This is a genomic window from Pseudomonas sp. m6p, assembly GCF_055760375.1.
This window is the reverse complement of the sequence record NZ_CM147084.1, coordinates 180,601-193,374: the sequence shown is the minus strand read 5'-3', so window position 1 is coordinate 193,374 and position 12,774 is coordinate 180,601. Positions and strand designations below refer to the sequence as shown.

Genomic DNA, 12,774 nt, shown 5'->3' with positions numbered 1-12,774 from the left:
CTAGGGCTCAGGTGCGCTCGGCCCAGGCCGCGCTGCTGAAAAATTTCATAGTGACCGCGTGGATGCTGCCATCAGCGATCCAAGGGTTCAAATGGGCATAGATGCTTTGCTGACGCTTGACCGGGCTCAACGCCGCCAGTTCATCACTAATCACGTTCAGCTGGAAGTTGCAGCCTTCGCCTTCAACTTCCACCTGCGTTCCTGGCAGCTTTCCTTCAAGGAAGCTCTTCACTTCTACGGCCTGCATGCTCAACCTCAATCGGCGCCCTGTGCGCACGGGTCGGACATCATACAAAAAAGCCCCGCGCCTGCGAACCCCGCATTGGCAGGACTCTGACGGGGGGCTTGTTTGTCGATGCGGGTTCAGGGGTGCGCCAGCAACTCGGTCAGTTCGCTGACCTGAGCGATTTCGCGCATGTCTTCCGGCATCGCGCGGACGCTGACGGCCTTGCCGGCCGCCTGAGCATCGCGCATGAAGCACAGCAGCAAGGACAAGCCGACGCTGCTGGACTTCTTCACTGCCGAACAATCAATCACCAGCGATGCCGCCTTGCTGGACTTGATCAGCGCCTGGCCCTCCTTGCGCAGGTCGGGGCCCGTGCGATAGTCCAGCACTCCGCTGAGCAATAGCTCGTCGACATCACTCATACGAACTGCCGCCTCATTCATTGCGCTGGCTTCTCGGCAGCTTTCTCGGTGGTTTCCTTGGCCTTGGCCACTTCGCCAGCCCAATTGTTGATGGTCTTGTCCAGATCGTTGCCATTGCGCTGCATCGCATCCGCGAACTGATCACGGAACAGCTTGCCGATGTTGATGCCGTTGATGATCACGTTGCGCAGCTTCCACTCACCGTTGATCTTCTCCAGCGTGTACTGCACCGGATAGATCGCGCCGTTGCTGCCCTTGACGGTCATGCCGACGCTGGTGCGATCACCCGATTCATCCTTGGCCGGATCAACCGTGATGCCCTGATTGTTGTATTCGAGCAAGGCATTGCCGTAGAACTGGAACAGGCCTTTCTTGAAGTTTTCCTGGAAGGTCTGCATCTGCGCCGGCGTGGCCTTGCGCGAATACTTGACCGTCATGATGCTCTTGGAAATGCCCTCGGCATCCACTACCGGGCCGACGATGTTGTTCAACGCGGCATAGAAATCAGCCGGATCCTGCTTGTATTTCGCTTTGTTGGCCGACAGGTCGGCCAGCATCCGGTTCGTGGTGTCCTGAACCAGATCGTGCGCCGATTGCCCGGGCGCAGCGTTAGCCAGCAGTGGCAGTGTCGCAAGCAACACCAACAGGCCACGTCGCAAGGTAGAGATCATTCAAAAGCTCCTCATTTGGCGTCTTTGCTAACGGTATTGAGCAGGAATTTACCGATCAGGTCTTCCAGTACCAGAGACGACTGCGTGTCGTGGATGGTTCCACCATCCTTCAGACGAGTGTCTTCCCCACCCACGCTGATACCGATGTATTTCTCGCCCAACAGGCCAGCGGTCAGGATAGACGCTGTGGAGTCGGTCGGCAGGTTGTCGACCTTTTTATCCACTTGCAGGGTGACCCGACCGGTGAAGCTGTCGCGATCCAGATCGATGGCCGTGACCTTGCCGATGGTTACACCGGCCATGGTCACTTTGGCTCTGACCGTCAAACCGGCGATATTGTCGAAGTAGGCATACAGCTTATAGGTGTCGGTGGTCGAGGTCGGAGACAGGCCACTGACCCGCAGCGCAAGCAGCAACAAGGCCAGGATCCCTGCCAGCAGGAACAGGCCGACACCGATTTCCAGGGTGCGGTTTTGCATCAGAAATCTCCAAACATCAAAGCGGTCAGAATAAAGTCCAGGCCGAGCACTGCCAGCGAGGCAAACACCACGGTCTTGGTGGTGGCACGACTGATACCCTCGGAAGTGGGCTCACAGTCATAGCCTTGGAATACGGCAATCCAGGTCACTACAAAGGCGAAAACAATACTTTTGATCACGCCGTTGAGCACGTCACTGGTGAAATTCACGCTGTTCTGCATGTTCGCCCAATAAGAGCCTTCATACACACCCAGCCAGTCGACAGCCACCCACGATCCACCCCAGATGCCTACCACGCTGAAAATCATCGCCAGCACCGGCAGGGAAATGAAACCGGCCCACAGGCGCGGAGCAATGATGTACTTGAGCGGGTCGACACCGATCATTTCCAGGCTGGAAAGCTGTTCGGTGGACTTCATGTTGCCGATTTCGGCCGTCAGCGCCGAACCGGCACGCCCGGCAAACAGCAGCGCCGTCACCACCGGACCCAATTCACGCAGCAAGGTCAGGGCGACCATCTGCCCCACTGCCTGCTCCGAACCGTAGCTCGACAGAATACTGAAGCCCTGCAGCGCCAGCACCATGCCGATGAAAATCCCGGAGACGACGATGATCACCAGCGACATCACGCCAACCGAATGCAGTTGCTTGACCAGCAGACCAAAACCGCCACTGATGCCGCCACGACCGAGCAGGGCGTGAAACAGGAACAGGGTCGCGCGGCCAAACACCGCCACGGCGTCGATCGCCGTCTCGCCAAAGCGGCGTACGCGTTCTATCAATGAAATTCTGCGCATCAGCGCTTCCCCAGAAGATCTGCGCGGTAATCCGTCGCTGGAAAATGGTACGGCACCGGGCCATCGGGGTTGCCGGTCATGAACTGGCGAATACGCGGTTCATCCGAGTTCATCAATTCGTCCGGCGTACCCTGCCCCAGCACCTGACCATCACCCACTACATAAATGTAGTCAGCGATGCTCGCGGTTTCGGCCAGGTCGTGGGAAACCACAATGCTGGTAATGCCCAGCGCATCATTGAGCAGACGGATCAGGCGCACCAGCACGCCCATGGCGATCGGATCCTGACCAACGAAAGGCTCGTCATACATGAGAATCTGCGGATCGAGCGCGATCGCCCGCGCCAGCGCCACGCGACGTTTCATGCCGCCCGACAGCTCGTCCGGCATCAGCTCGATCGCGCCGCGCAGTCCAACCGCCTGCAATTTGAGCAGGACGATGTCGCGGATCATCTCGTCCGGTAATTGGGTATGAACCCGCAAGGGGAAAGCGACGTTCTCGAAGACATCGAGATCGGTAAACAGCGCGCCACTCTGAAACAGCACACCCATGTGCTTTCGCGCATCGAACAGATCACTGCGCGACAGCGTCGGCAGGTTCTGACCGTTGACCCAGACTTCCCCGCTGGAGGGACGCAATTGCGCGCCCATCAGTCGCAGCAGCGTGGTCTTGCCACACCCGGAAGGCCCCATGATGCCGGTAACCTTGCCACGCGGGATGCGAATATCGACGTTATTGAAAATGCTGCGCGCACCGCGCTTGAAGGAGACTCCCTTCAGCTCGACCGCGTAGGCGTTATCGGCACTCATCTAAACTCCTTGCGATGCAGCCTCTCACTCGGACGCCTGGCTTTCCGCAGAAAGCACATACCTCCCGGGCAGGCCGAACTGGCGGCGAACTATATCACTGCAAACGCCAAGCGCCCAAGGCCCATGCCCCTCCGCGTTCAACGATATGACAGGCCCGACGGCACTTTTTCGGGGTTTTGGTTGCCAGGAATGACAAAGCTCGACGAACTTGCGTGAGGCTTTTCAACATAACCGCTATAATCGCCGCCTTTTCATCGGGCTATACGATTTCTGACATGAGCCAATCCAGCGACCTGATTCAATCGGCACAACGCACCATCCGCCTCGAAGTGGAAGCCGTACAAGGCTTGTTGCCCCATATCGACGCCGATTTCGTACGCGCTTGCGAGATGATTCTGGCCAGCAAGGGCCGTGTGGTAGTGGTCGGCATGGGTAAATCCGGGCACGTCGGCAACAAGATTGCCGCGACCCTGGCCAGCACCGGCACCCCGGCCTTTTTTGTTCATCCAGCCGAAGCCAGCCACGGTGACATGGGCATGATCACCCGCGATGACGTGATCCTCGCCCTCTCCAACTCCGGCTCGACCAACGAAATCGTCACCCTGCTGCCGTTGATCAAACGCCTGGGCATCCAGTTGATCAGCCTGACCGGCAATCCACAGTCACCGCTGGCCAAGGCCGCCGAAGTCAATCTCAACGTTCACGTCGAGCACGAAGCCTGCCCGCTGAACCTGGCACCGACTTCCTCGACCACCGCTGCGCTGGTCATGGGCGATGCCCTGGCCGTGGCGCTGCTGGAAGCCCGGGGTTTTACCGCCGAAGATTTTGCTTTCTCCCACCCGGGCGGCGCCCTGGGTCGACGCCTGCTGCTGAAAGTGGAAAACGTCATGCACGCCGGCCAGGAGCTGCCGCAAGTGCAACGCGGCACCCTGCTCAAGGACGCGCTCATGGAAATGACCCGCAAGGGCCTGGGCATGACCGCGATCGTTGAAGCCGATGGCAAACTCGCCGGGATCTTCACCGACGGCGACTTGCGCCGCACCCTGGATCGCAGCATCGACATCCGCAGCGCCACCATCGACCAGGTCATGACCGCGCACGGCAAGACCGCACGGCCCGAGATGCTCGCCGCCGAAGCGCTGAAAATCATGGAAGACCACCGAATCAACGCACTGGTGGTCGTGGACGAAGAAGATCGCCCGATCGGCGCCTTCAACCTCTCCGATCTGCTGCGTGCAGGAGTGATGTAATGACAACCGATCTGCTGCAACGCGGCAAAGCGATCAAACTGGCGGTGTTCGACGTCGATGGCGTCCTCACCGACGGGCGCCTGTACTTCCTCGAAGACGGCAGCGAATTCAAGACCTTCAACACCCTCGACGGCCAGGGCATCAAGATGCTGATGAATGCCGGCGTCGAAACCGCCATCATCAGCGGCCGCAAGACGCCGGTGGTTGAGCGCCGGGCGAAGAACCTCGGCATCCCGCACCTGTTTCAGGGCCGCGAAGACAAATTGGTGGTTCTGGACGGCCTATTGGCGCAACTGGGCCTAAGCTATGAACAGGTCGCCTACCTCGGTGACGACCTGCCTGACCTGCCGGTGATCCGCCGCGTAGGCTTGGGCATGGCCGTGGCCAATGCTGCCGACTTCGTGCGCGAACACGCCCATGGCGTCACTCGGGCCCGCGGTGGCGAAGGTGCCGCCCGAGAGTTCTGCGAATTGATCCTGCGCGCCCAGGGCCGCCTCGATGCGGCCAACGCCGCGTACCTGTGAGCCAAACCATGTTTAGCAAAAAATTTCGCAACTTCCTGTTGTTCGGCTGTATCGCTGCCCTGTTCGCAGCGGTCGGCTACTGGAACATCAGCCCTGAACGGTTCCTCGACAAACCTGTGACCAAGGTCGAAGACACCGCCATCGACTGGTACGCCACGAACACGCATACCCTGCAATACCTTCCGGACGGCAAGGTGCAGTACGAAATGACGTCGGACAAGGCCGAGCATCTGAAAGCGACGGACGTGACACTGGTCACCAAACCCGACCTCAACATGTTCCGCGGCACAGACTTTCCGTGGCACGTGACCAGCGAGCGTGGCGAAGTGAACCCGGACGGAACCCAGGTAGAACTGATCGACTCGGTACGCATCAAGCGCACCGATGAAAAGAACCGCGACACCCTGATCACCAGCACCCGCATGACGGTGTTCCCTCAGCAGCAATATGCGCAGACCGAGCAACCCGTTAGAATCGACGGCGCTGGCGGTGTATCGACTGGCGTGGGAATGAAGGCGTATTTGAAGGAAAGCAGGATACACCTGCAATCGAACGTAAGAGGACAGTATGAGGCTCGTTAAAACCCTCCCTATTTTGCTCAGTCTGGGCGCAGCACTGGGAAGCGTGAGCGCCTGGGCTCTGCCGAACGATCAGCAGCAACCTATCCGCATTCAGGCCGACGACGCCCAACTGGACGACAAGAACGGCATCGCCACCTATAAAGGTGACGTGATCATCACCCAGGGTTCGATGATCGTTAAGGGCAATACGGTAACCATCACCCGTACCCCGACCGGCGACATCGACGTGGTGACCTCGGTGGGTAACCTTGCCTACTTCGAGCAGTTGCAAACCCAGGGTGACACCAAGCCTGTACAGGGCTGGGGCGTGACGATCCAGTATCACGCCGCGCAAAACCGCGTCGTGCTGATCGACAAGGCCAAGGTTGTCGACAAGGACAACAACACCACCCAAGGCGAGAAAATCGTCTATGACACGGTGAGAAAACTGGCCAGCGCCGGTCGCGCTACCGGCAACAAGGTCACCGAGACGCGTCCGCGCATCGACATGGTGATCCAGCCGAAGAAGAAAACCGACGAGAAAACCCAGTAATGGCAACTCTGAAAGCTCAGCACCTGGCCAAGGCCTATAAAAGCCGTCAGGTCGTGCGTGACGTCAGTCTGTCGATCGACAGCGGCCAGATCGTCGGCCTGCTCGGCCCGAACGGTGCCGGCAAGACCACCTGCTTCTACATGATCGTCGGCCTGGTGCAGGCCGATCAGGGTCGCGTGCTGATCGACGATCTGGACGTCAGCCACCAGCCGATGCACGGTCGCGCCAAGGCCGGTATCGGCTATCTGCCGCAAGAAGCGTCGATCTTCCGCAAACTGTCGGTGGCCGACAACATCATGGCCATCCTCGAGACCCGTCAGGAACTCGACAAGGCCGGCCGTCGCAAGGAGCTGGAAAGCCTGCTGCAGGAGTTCCATATCAGCCACATCCGAGACAACCTCGGCATGAGCCTGTCCGGTGGTGAACGCCGTCGGGTGGAAATCGCCCGCGCCCTGGCGACCGCCCCGAAATTCATCCTGCTCGACGAACCGTTCGCCGGTGTCGACCCGATCTCGGTCGGCGACATCAAGCAGATCATCCATCACCTCAAGGCCAAGGGCATCGGTGTGCTGATCACCGACCACAACGTGCGTGAGACGCTGGATATCTGCGAGACCGCCTACATCGTCAACGACGGTCAACTGATCGCTGAAGGCGATGCGGCAACCATCCTTGCCAACGATCTGGTGAAGGAAGTGTACCTGGGCCACGAGTTCCGCCTCTAAAGCGCGAGCGCATTCGGCCAGCCGTCCGGGTGCTGTAACGCTGAAGCGCTTTTTTTATACGCTTTATTGTTACAGCGCTCTAGGCAAACACGACAGTTTCAGGCATATAATTTGCTTAAGTTTGGCGCTTCGGCGCCCTGTAGTGGATGGCGCATGCGCGCCGGCGAATAAGGTGTTAAGCCCCTGCCATGAAACCATCGCTAGTCTTGAGAATGGGCCAGCAGCTGACGATGACACCGCAGCTGCAACAGGCCATCCGCCTGCTCCAATTGTCGACCCTGGACCTGCAACAGGAAATCCAGGAGGCCCTGGAATCCAATCCGATGCTCGAGCGCCAGGAAGAAGGCGACGACTTCGACAACTCCGATCCATTGGCCGACAACGCCGAACAAAAAACCAACACCGAGATTCAGGAACCTTCCTATCAGGAAACCGCCCCGACGGTGGACAACCTGGAGGAAGGCGAATGGAACGAGCGCATTCCTAACGAATTGCCCGTTGATACCGCCTGGGAAGACGTCTACCAGACCAGCGCCAGCAGCCTGCCCAGCAGCGATGACGATGAGTGGGACTTCACCACCCGCACCTCCGCCGGGGAAAGCCTGCAAAGCCATCTGCTGTGGCAACTGAACCTGGCGCCGATGTCCGACACCGACCGCCTGATCGCCGTGACCCTGATCGATTGCATCAACAATCAGGGCTACCTCGACGAAACCCTCGAAGAAATTCTCGACGCCTTTGATCCGGAACTCGACATCGAGCTGGACGAGATCGAAGCCGTCCTGCATCGCATCCAGCAGTTCGAACCCGCCGGCATCGGCGCACGCAACCTCGGCGAATGCCTGTTGCTGCAACTGCGTCAGCTCCCGGCCAAGACTCCTTGGCTGAACGAGGCCAAGCGTCTGGTCAGCGATTACATCGATCTGCTTGGCAGTCGCGACTACAGCCAGCTGATGCGACGCATGAAGCTCAAGGAAGACGAGCTGCGTCAGGTCATCGAACTGGTGCAGAGCCTCAATCCGCGCCCGGGTTCACAGATCGAATCCACCGAAGCCGAGTACGTGGTGCCTGACGTGATTGTGCGCAAGGACAACGAACGCTGGCTGGTCGAGCTGAATCAGGAGTCGGTGCCTCGTCTGCGGGTCAATGCGCAGTATGCCGGCTTCGTGCGACGCGCCGACACCAGCGCCGACAACACCTTCATGCGCAACCAGTTGCAAGAGGCACGCTGGTTCATCAAGAGCCTGCAAAGCCGCAACGAAACCCTGATGAAGGTGGCCACCCAGATCGTCGAGCATCAGCGCGGCTTCCTGGAATACGGCGATGAAGCCATGAAACCGTTGGTCCTGCATGACATCGCCGAGGCGGTCGGCATGCACGAATCGACGATTTCCCGGGTCACCACGCAGAAATTCATGCATACCCCTCGGGGCATTTATGAACTGAAATACTTTTTCTCCAGCCACGTCAGCACCTCTGAAGGCGGTGAATGCTCCTCCACGGCGATCCGCGCGATCATCAAAAAACTGGTCGCGGCGGAAAATCAGAAAAAGCCATTGAGTGACAGCAAGATCGCTGGTTTACTGGAGGCACAAGGCATTCAGGTGGCTCGCCGCACCGTCGCCAAGTACCGCGAATCCCTCGGGATCGCGCCTTCGAGCGAACGCAAGCGGTTGATGTAAGCCACGTTACAGCGTTCCAGTGGCAGGCTATCCGGCCTGCCGCTTTATGCACTGGCAACGAAGGAGAAGCTGTATGCAAGTCAACATCAGTGGACACCAACTGGAAGTGACCGAACCTCTGCGCACCTACATCAACGAGAAACTCGAACGATTGGAGCGCCATTTCGACAAGATCACCAACGTGCAGGTCACGATGTGCGTCGAAAAGCTCAAGCAGAAAATCGAAGCCACCTTGCATATTCCCGGCAGCGAAGTGGTCGCCAACGCAGAAGATACCGACATGTATGCTGCGATCGACTCACTGACCGACAAGCTGGATCGCCAACTCAAAAAGCATAAGGAAAAGACCCAGAGCCTCCTCCAGGGCGCAACCGGTCGTTAACACCCCCAACCCATGATCCGACTTGAAAGTATCCTGACCCCCGGCCGTTCCCTGGTGAACGTGCCGGGCGGCAGTAAAAAGAAAGCCCTCGAACAGATTGCCAACCTCATCCATAAAGAAGTGCCGGATCTGGCCATGCAGGATGTGTTCGATGCGCTGATCGCCCGTGAGAAACTCGGTTCCACCGGTTTCGGCAACGGCATCGCCATTCCCCACTGTCGCCTCAAAGGCTGCGAAGCGCCTATCAGCGCATTGATGCACCTTGATGCCCCCATCGATTTCGATGCCATCGACGGCGCTCCGGTTGACTTGCTGTTTGTCCTGCTGGTCCCGGAAGCGGCCACCGATGCTCACCTGGAATTACTGCGCCAGATCGCCAGCATGCTCGATCGCAAGGAAGTGCGCGAAAAACTGCGCAGCGCACCGAGTAACGAAGCCTTGTATCAGGTCGTCCTGAGCGAGCAGAACGGTCATTAATCATGCGTTTGATCATCGTCAGCGGCCGCTCCGGCTCGGGTAAAAGTACTGCCCTGGATGTCCTTGAGGACAACGGCTACTACTGCATCGACAACCTGCCGGCCGGCCTGCTGCCGGAACTCGCCGAACGCGCCCTGATTCATACCGAGCTGGCCCAGCCGCTGGTGGCCGTGTCGATCGATGCACGCAATCTGCCGAGCCACCTGTCGCGTTTCCCCGAACTGCTTGAAGAAGTCCGTGCCCGGCACATCCAGTGCGATGTGTTGTATCTGGATGCCGACGAAGAAACGCTGCTCAAGCGCTTCTCGGAAACCCGCCGGCGCCATCCGCTGAGCACTGCCAATCGTTCGCTGGCCGAAGCGATTCAAGACGAGACGGCCCTGCTGGGCCCGATTGCGGACCTGGCCGACCTCAAGGTCAATACTACCAACCTGAATCTGTACCAACTGCGTGACACCATCAAGTTGCGCCTGCTGAACCAGCCGGAGCCGGGCACGGCATTTCTGGTCGAGTCGTTCGGCTTCAAGCGCGGCATGCCGGTGGATGCGGATCTGGTATTCGACGTGCGCTGCCTGCCCAACCCGTACTGGAAGCCGGAGCTACGCGCCCAATCGGGTCTCGATGCACCGGTCGCCGAATACCTGGCGGCGCAACCGGAAGTCGAGGAGATGTATCAGGATATCTTCGGCTATCTGAATAAATGGCTGCCACGCTTCGCTGCGAGCAACCGCGCCTACGTCACCATTGCCATTGGCTGCACAGGTGGGCATCACCGCTCCGTTTACCTGACCGAACGCCTGGGTCAGGCCCTGCAGAAAACCCTGAAGAACGTCCAGGTTCGCCACCGCGACCTCACTTAAAGGATTCACACCGCGATGCCTGCTCTGGAAATCGAAATCATCAATAAACTGGGCCTGCATGCCCGAGCGTCGGCCAAGTTCGTCGGGGTGGCGGGCCAGTTCCCGGATTGCACGATCAGAGTGGGTCGTACACCAGAAACAACCGTGGACGGTAAAAGCATCATGGCGATGATGATGCTGGCTGCCGGCAAGGGCACGAAGATCTATCTGAGTACTGAAGGCCATCAGGAACAGGAAGCGCTGGATGCGCTGGTGAAGTTGATCAACAACTACTTCGACGAAGGCGGCTGACAGCTCAGAAACAAAAGATCGCAGCCTTCGGCAGCTCCTACATTGGAATGCGTTCACTGTAAGAGCTGCCGAAGGCTGCGATGTTTTTTCAGCCCAACGCCGTATCCATCACCATCATCAGACAAAACCCGATCAGCAAACCAATACTGGCCAGCTTGTCATGACCATTGCGTCGCGACTCGGGGATCACCTCATGCGTCACTACCAGCAACATCGCTCCCGCGGCCAGCGCCAGCCCCAACGGCAACAACAACTCTGCCAGGCTGACCAGCCACGCACAGAGCAGCGCAAACACCGGCTCGACCAGCCCTGACGCCGCACCGATCAAAAACGCCTTGACCCGCGACATCCCGGCCCCGGCCAACACCAGCGCAATCACTAACCCCTCCGGCACATCCTGCAAGGCGATGCCCATCGCCAGACTGTCGGCATCCGGCATGCCGCCGCCAGCAGACACCCCCACCGCCATGCCTTCCGGGATGTTGTGAGCAATGATGGCGAAGACGAACAACCAGATCCTTGGCGGGATCACCGGGCGCTCAGGGGTACCGACGAGCATTTCCGGTGAGGCGCCGGACAGTTTCAGATCCACCAGATACAGACCGAATGCACCGAGCATGATGCCGAAACAGATCAACCCGCTGGCAGCCCACGGTGTCAGGCCCAGGTTTTCAGCAGATGCGATGCCTGGCACTATCAGTGAGAATGCGGTCGCCGCCAGCATTACCCCGGCGCCGAAACCCAGCAGCGTATCGCTGAGCCTCTGAGGCATGCGCCGGATCACCAATACCGGCACCGCCCCGAGCGCCGTGCCGAGGGCGCAGATCGCGCCGCCCTGCAATGCCCGGGACAGCTTGGGCTCCAGATTCAGCCATTCCAGCCCGTGTGCCACCAGCAAGGTCGTGCCCGCTAACAGCAACAGCGTACCGACTGCGTAACGAAACATACGTCCACCGCCGATCGCCAGTGTTTCAGTACCCATAGTCAGCCTTGGATTGTTTTCATGGATGACTCAAACCAGAGCAGCCTGATAACGCGCGGCAACTTCAGGCCAATTGATCACGTTGTAGAACGCGTTGATGTATTCCGGACGACGGTTCTGATAACGCAAATAGTAGGCGTGTTCCCAGACGTCCAGACCGAGAATCGGCGTATTGCCATTCATCAGCGGGCTGTCCTGATTGCCGCTGCTTTCCACGATCAGCTTCTTCTCGGGAGTGACGCTGAGCCAGGCCCAGCCGCTGCCGAAACGGGTCAGTGCGGCTTTGGTGAAGGCTTCCTTGAAGCTGTCGAGGCCGCCCAGTTGGTCATCAATCGCCTTGGCCAGCGCGCCTTCAGGCTTGCCGCCACCGTTGGGCACCATGATTTCCCAGAACAACGAATGGTTGGCGTGACCGCCCCCCTGATTGATCACGGCCGCACGGAGTTTTTCCGGTAACTGCTGGACGCTGGCGACCAGTTTCTCCACCGGCCACTCGGCATACTCTGTGCCTTCGACGGCAGTGTTGAGGTTGTTGATGTAGGTCTGGTGGTGCTTGGTGTAGTGAATCTCCATGGTTTGCGCATCGATGTGCGGTTCCAGGGCGTCGTAGGCGTACGGCAAGGCAGGCAAGGTAAAGGCCATTTCAGTGGACTCCATGATGGTGTGAAGCCGAAGCGCGGCGTGCGTTGCCGGTATCCGGGTGCAGCAGGCGTTGGGTGCGCGGGTATTCGCCGTGTTCGCCGATGAAATTCAGCAGCTCGACGTAGGTCTTGCTGCTCTGGCGCAACGCCGCCTCCCGCAGGGTCGGGCGCAGGCGCTCGTCCTGCATGGTTTGCAACAGCCGTTGATGAATCGCGCAGAGGTACTCGGCGCTCTCCTCCGGCTGGTTCAGGCGCAGGTGCAGGTCCGCCAGGTTGTGGTGGGAGATAACGCAGGCCGCCACCGCTTCGTCGGCATCCGTCCAGCGTTCGAACAGCACTTGAGCCAACGCCAGGGCTTGCAGATAAGCCTCGCGGGCGTCAATCAGCTCGCCGAGCATGAAGCAGCGATTGGCCCGTTCGATCGTGCGTTTCCAGTGCTCCAT

General features: G+C 59.1%; 19 protein-coding genes. 10 read left to right on the top strand and 9 right to left on the bottom strand.

Annotation, left to right across the window (positions count from 1 at the left end):
• Nucleotides 1–7 precede the first annotated feature (7 nt).
• The 6 genes from ACYZUM_RS00865 to ACYZUM_RS00840 form a co-directional block, all read right to left on the bottom strand.
• Nucleotides 8–247, bottom strand: a complete 240-nt coding sequence (locus ACYZUM_RS00865; RefSeq protein ID WP_007953556.1) for a BolA family protein — start codon at nucleotides 245–247, stop codon at nucleotides 8–10.
• A 116-nt stretch (nucleotides 248–363) separates the two neighbouring features.
• Nucleotides 364–669 carry an STAS domain-containing protein gene (locus tag ACYZUM_RS00860; RefSeq protein ID WP_108181687.1) on the bottom strand — a complete coding sequence of 102 codons (306 nt, stop codon included), beginning with the start codon at nucleotides 667–669 and terminating at the stop codon, nucleotides 364–366.
• Nucleotides 666–1,319, bottom strand: a complete 654-nt coding sequence (locus ACYZUM_RS00855; RefSeq protein WP_041072855.1) for an MlaC/ttg2D family ABC transporter substrate-binding protein — start codon at nucleotides 1,317–1,319, stop codon at nucleotides 666–668. The genes ACYZUM_RS00860 and ACYZUM_RS00855 overlap by 4 nt, the downstream gene beginning before the upstream one ends.
• Nucleotides 1,320–1,330: 11 nt before the next feature.
• Entirely contained in the window at nucleotides 1,331–1,798 is a 468-nt protein-coding gene (mlaD, locus tag ACYZUM_RS00850) for an outer membrane lipid asymmetry maintenance protein MlaD (protein WP_007967220.1), read from the bottom strand.
• Nucleotides 1,798–2,595: a lipid asymmetry maintenance ABC transporter permease subunit MlaE gene (gene mlaE, locus ACYZUM_RS00845; RefSeq protein WP_025109452.1), complete on the bottom strand. Its 798-nt coding sequence runs from the start codon at nucleotides 2,593–2,595 to the stop codon at nucleotides 1,798–1,800. Before mlaE ends, mlaD begins: the two co-directional genes overlap by 1 nt.
• Entirely contained in the window at nucleotides 2,595–3,404 is an 810-nt protein-coding gene (locus ACYZUM_RS00840; RefSeq protein WP_003221703.1) for an ATP-binding cassette domain-containing protein, read from the bottom strand. The genes mlaE and ACYZUM_RS00840 overlap by 1 nt, the downstream gene beginning before the upstream one ends.
• A gap of 275 nt (nucleotides 3,405–3,679) precedes the next feature.
• Here ACYZUM_RS00840 and ACYZUM_RS00835 point away from each other — a divergent pair, with 275 nt between their 5' ends.
• The 10 genes from ACYZUM_RS00835 to ACYZUM_RS00790 all read left to right on the top strand — a co-directional run bounded on the left by ACYZUM_RS00835 (nucleotide 3,680) and on the right by ACYZUM_RS00790 (nucleotide 10,708).
• Nucleotides 3,680–4,654 carry a KpsF/GutQ family sugar-phosphate isomerase gene (locus ACYZUM_RS00835; RefSeq protein ID WP_027610849.1) on the top strand — a complete coding sequence of 325 codons (975 nt, stop codon included), beginning with the start codon at nucleotides 3,680–3,682 and terminating at the stop codon, nucleotides 4,652–4,654.
• Nucleotides 4,654–5,178: a KdsC family phosphatase gene (locus ACYZUM_RS00830; protein ID WP_007967216.1), complete on the top strand. Its 525-nt coding sequence runs from the start codon at nucleotides 4,654–4,656 to the stop codon at nucleotides 5,176–5,178. Before ACYZUM_RS00835 ends, ACYZUM_RS00830 begins: the two co-directional genes overlap by 1 nt.
• 8 nt (nucleotides 5,179–5,186) lie before the next feature.
• Entirely contained in the window at nucleotides 5,187–5,759 is a 573-nt protein-coding gene (gene lptC / locus ACYZUM_RS00825; protein WP_041072852.1) for an LPS export ABC transporter periplasmic protein LptC, read from the top strand.
• Complete coding sequence (gene lptA / locus ACYZUM_RS00820) at nucleotides 5,746–6,291, top strand: lipopolysaccharide transport periplasmic protein LptA (RefSeq protein ID WP_025109456.1); 546 nt, start codon at nucleotides 5,746–5,748, stop codon at nucleotides 6,289–6,291. The genes lptC and lptA overlap by 14 nt, the downstream gene beginning before the upstream one ends.
• Entirely contained in the window at nucleotides 6,291–7,016 is a 726-nt protein-coding gene (gene lptB / locus ACYZUM_RS00815) for an LPS export ABC transporter ATP-binding protein (protein WP_041072850.1), read from the top strand. The genes lptA and lptB overlap by 1 nt, the downstream gene beginning before the upstream one ends.
• 188 nt (nucleotides 7,017–7,204) lie before the next feature.
• Nucleotides 7,205–8,698 (top strand): RNA polymerase factor sigma-54, encoded by a 1,494-nt coding sequence (locus tag ACYZUM_RS00810; protein ID WP_108181685.1) that lies wholly within the window; start codon nucleotides 7,205–7,207, stop codon nucleotides 8,696–8,698.
• Nucleotides 8,699–8,771: 73 nt separating this feature from the next.
• The gene (hpf, locus tag ACYZUM_RS00805) at nucleotides 8,772–9,080 is read left to right on the top strand and encodes a ribosome hibernation-promoting factor, HPF/YfiA family (RefSeq protein WP_025109458.1); all 309 of its coding nucleotides are present in this window, start codon (nucleotides 8,772–8,774) and stop codon (nucleotides 9,078–9,080) included.
• A 12-nt stretch (nucleotides 9,081–9,092) separates the two neighbouring features.
• Nucleotides 9,093–9,557, top strand: coding sequence for a PTS IIA-like nitrogen regulatory protein PtsN (ptsN, locus tag ACYZUM_RS00800; protein WP_041072845.1), 465 nt, complete (start codon nucleotides 9,093–9,095; stop codon nucleotides 9,555–9,557).
• A gap of 2 nt (nucleotides 9,558–9,559) precedes the next feature.
• Complete coding sequence (rapZ, locus tag ACYZUM_RS00795) at nucleotides 9,560–10,417, top strand: RNase adapter RapZ (RefSeq protein ID WP_041072843.1); 858 nt, start codon at nucleotides 9,560–9,562, stop codon at nucleotides 10,415–10,417.
• Between the two features lie 15 nt (nucleotides 10,418–10,432).
• The gene (locus ACYZUM_RS00790) at nucleotides 10,433–10,708 is read left to right on the top strand and encodes an HPr family phosphocarrier protein (RefSeq protein ID WP_041072841.1); all 276 of its coding nucleotides are present in this window, start codon (nucleotides 10,433–10,435) and stop codon (nucleotides 10,706–10,708) included.
• A gap of 88 nt (nucleotides 10,709–10,796) precedes the next feature.
• Here the strand turns inward: ACYZUM_RS00790 and ACYZUM_RS00785 are convergent, their stop codons facing one another.
• From ACYZUM_RS00785 to ACYZUM_RS00775, 3 genes are read right to left on the bottom strand one after another with little or no spacing between them, the layout of a single operon-like run.
• Nucleotides 10,797–11,690, bottom strand: coding sequence for a ZIP family metal transporter (locus ACYZUM_RS00785; protein ID WP_108181684.1), 894 nt, complete (start codon nucleotides 11,688–11,690; stop codon nucleotides 10,797–10,799).
• Nucleotides 11,691–11,720: 30 nt separating this feature from the next.
• The gene (locus ACYZUM_RS00780) at nucleotides 11,721–12,332 is read right to left on the bottom strand and encodes a superoxide dismutase (RefSeq protein WP_108181683.1); all 612 of its coding nucleotides are present in this window, start codon (nucleotides 12,330–12,332) and stop codon (nucleotides 11,721–11,723) included.
• A 1-nt stretch (nucleotide 12,333) separates the two neighbouring features.
• Nucleotides 12,334–12,774, bottom strand: coding sequence for a hypothetical protein (locus tag ACYZUM_RS00775; RefSeq protein ID WP_108181682.1), 441 nt, complete (start codon nucleotides 12,772–12,774; stop codon nucleotides 12,334–12,336).

Coding starts and splice junctions, on each gene's coding strand:
- ACYZUM_RS00865 (WP_007953556.1), bottom strand. CDS start 247: ATGCAGGCCGTAGAAGTGAAGAGCTTCCTTGAAGGAAAGCTGCCAGGA.
- ACYZUM_RS00860 (WP_108181687.1), bottom strand. CDS start 669: ATGAATGAGGCGGCAGTTCGTATGAGTGATGTCGACGAGCTATTGCTC.
- ACYZUM_RS00855 (WP_041072855.1), bottom strand. CDS start 1,319: ATGATCTCTACCTTGCGACGTGGCCTGTTGGTGTTGCTTGCGACACTG.
- mlaD (WP_007967220.1), bottom strand. CDS start 1,798: ATGCAAAACCGCACCCTGGAAATCGGTGTCGGCCTGTTCCTGCTGGCA.
- mlaE (WP_025109452.1), bottom strand. CDS start 2,595: ATGCGCAGAATTTCATTGATAGAACGCGTACGCCGCTTTGGCGAGACG.
- ACYZUM_RS00840 (WP_003221703.1), bottom strand. CDS start 3,404: ATGAGTGCCGATAACGCCTACGCGGTCGAGCTGAAGGGAGTCTCCTTC.
- ACYZUM_RS00835 (WP_027610849.1), top strand. CDS start 3,680: ATGAGCCAATCCAGCGACCTGATTCAATCGGCACAACGCACCATCCGC.
- ACYZUM_RS00830 (WP_007967216.1), top strand. CDS start 4,654: ATGACAACCGATCTGCTGCAACGCGGCAAAGCGATCAAACTGGCGGTG.
- lptC (WP_041072852.1), top strand. CDS start 5,187: ATGTTTAGCAAAAAATTTCGCAACTTCCTGTTGTTCGGCTGTATCGCT.
- lptA (WP_025109456.1), top strand. CDS start 5,746: ATGAGGCTCGTTAAAACCCTCCCTATTTTGCTCAGTCTGGGCGCAGCA.
- lptB (WP_041072850.1), top strand. CDS start 6,291: ATGGCAACTCTGAAAGCTCAGCACCTGGCCAAGGCCTATAAAAGCCGT.
- ACYZUM_RS00810 (WP_108181685.1), top strand. CDS start 7,205: ATGAAACCATCGCTAGTCTTGAGAATGGGCCAGCAGCTGACGATGACA.
- hpf (WP_025109458.1), top strand. CDS start 8,772: ATGCAAGTCAACATCAGTGGACACCAACTGGAAGTGACCGAACCTCTG.
- ptsN (WP_041072845.1), top strand. CDS start 9,093: ATGATCCGACTTGAAAGTATCCTGACCCCCGGCCGTTCCCTGGTGAAC.
- rapZ (WP_041072843.1), top strand. CDS start 9,560: ATGCGTTTGATCATCGTCAGCGGCCGCTCCGGCTCGGGTAAAAGTACT.
- ACYZUM_RS00790 (WP_041072841.1), top strand. CDS start 10,433: ATGCCTGCTCTGGAAATCGAAATCATCAATAAACTGGGCCTGCATGCC.
- ACYZUM_RS00785 (WP_108181684.1), bottom strand. CDS start 11,690: ATGGGTACTGAAACACTGGCGATCGGCGGTGGACGTATGTTTCGTTAC.
- ACYZUM_RS00780 (WP_108181683.1), bottom strand. CDS start 12,332: ATGGCCTTTACCTTGCCTGCCTTGCCGTACGCCTACGACGCCCTGGAA.
- ACYZUM_RS00775 (WP_108181682.1), bottom strand. CDS start 12,774: ATGGAGCACTGGAAACGCACGATCGAACGGGCCAATCGCTGCTTCATG.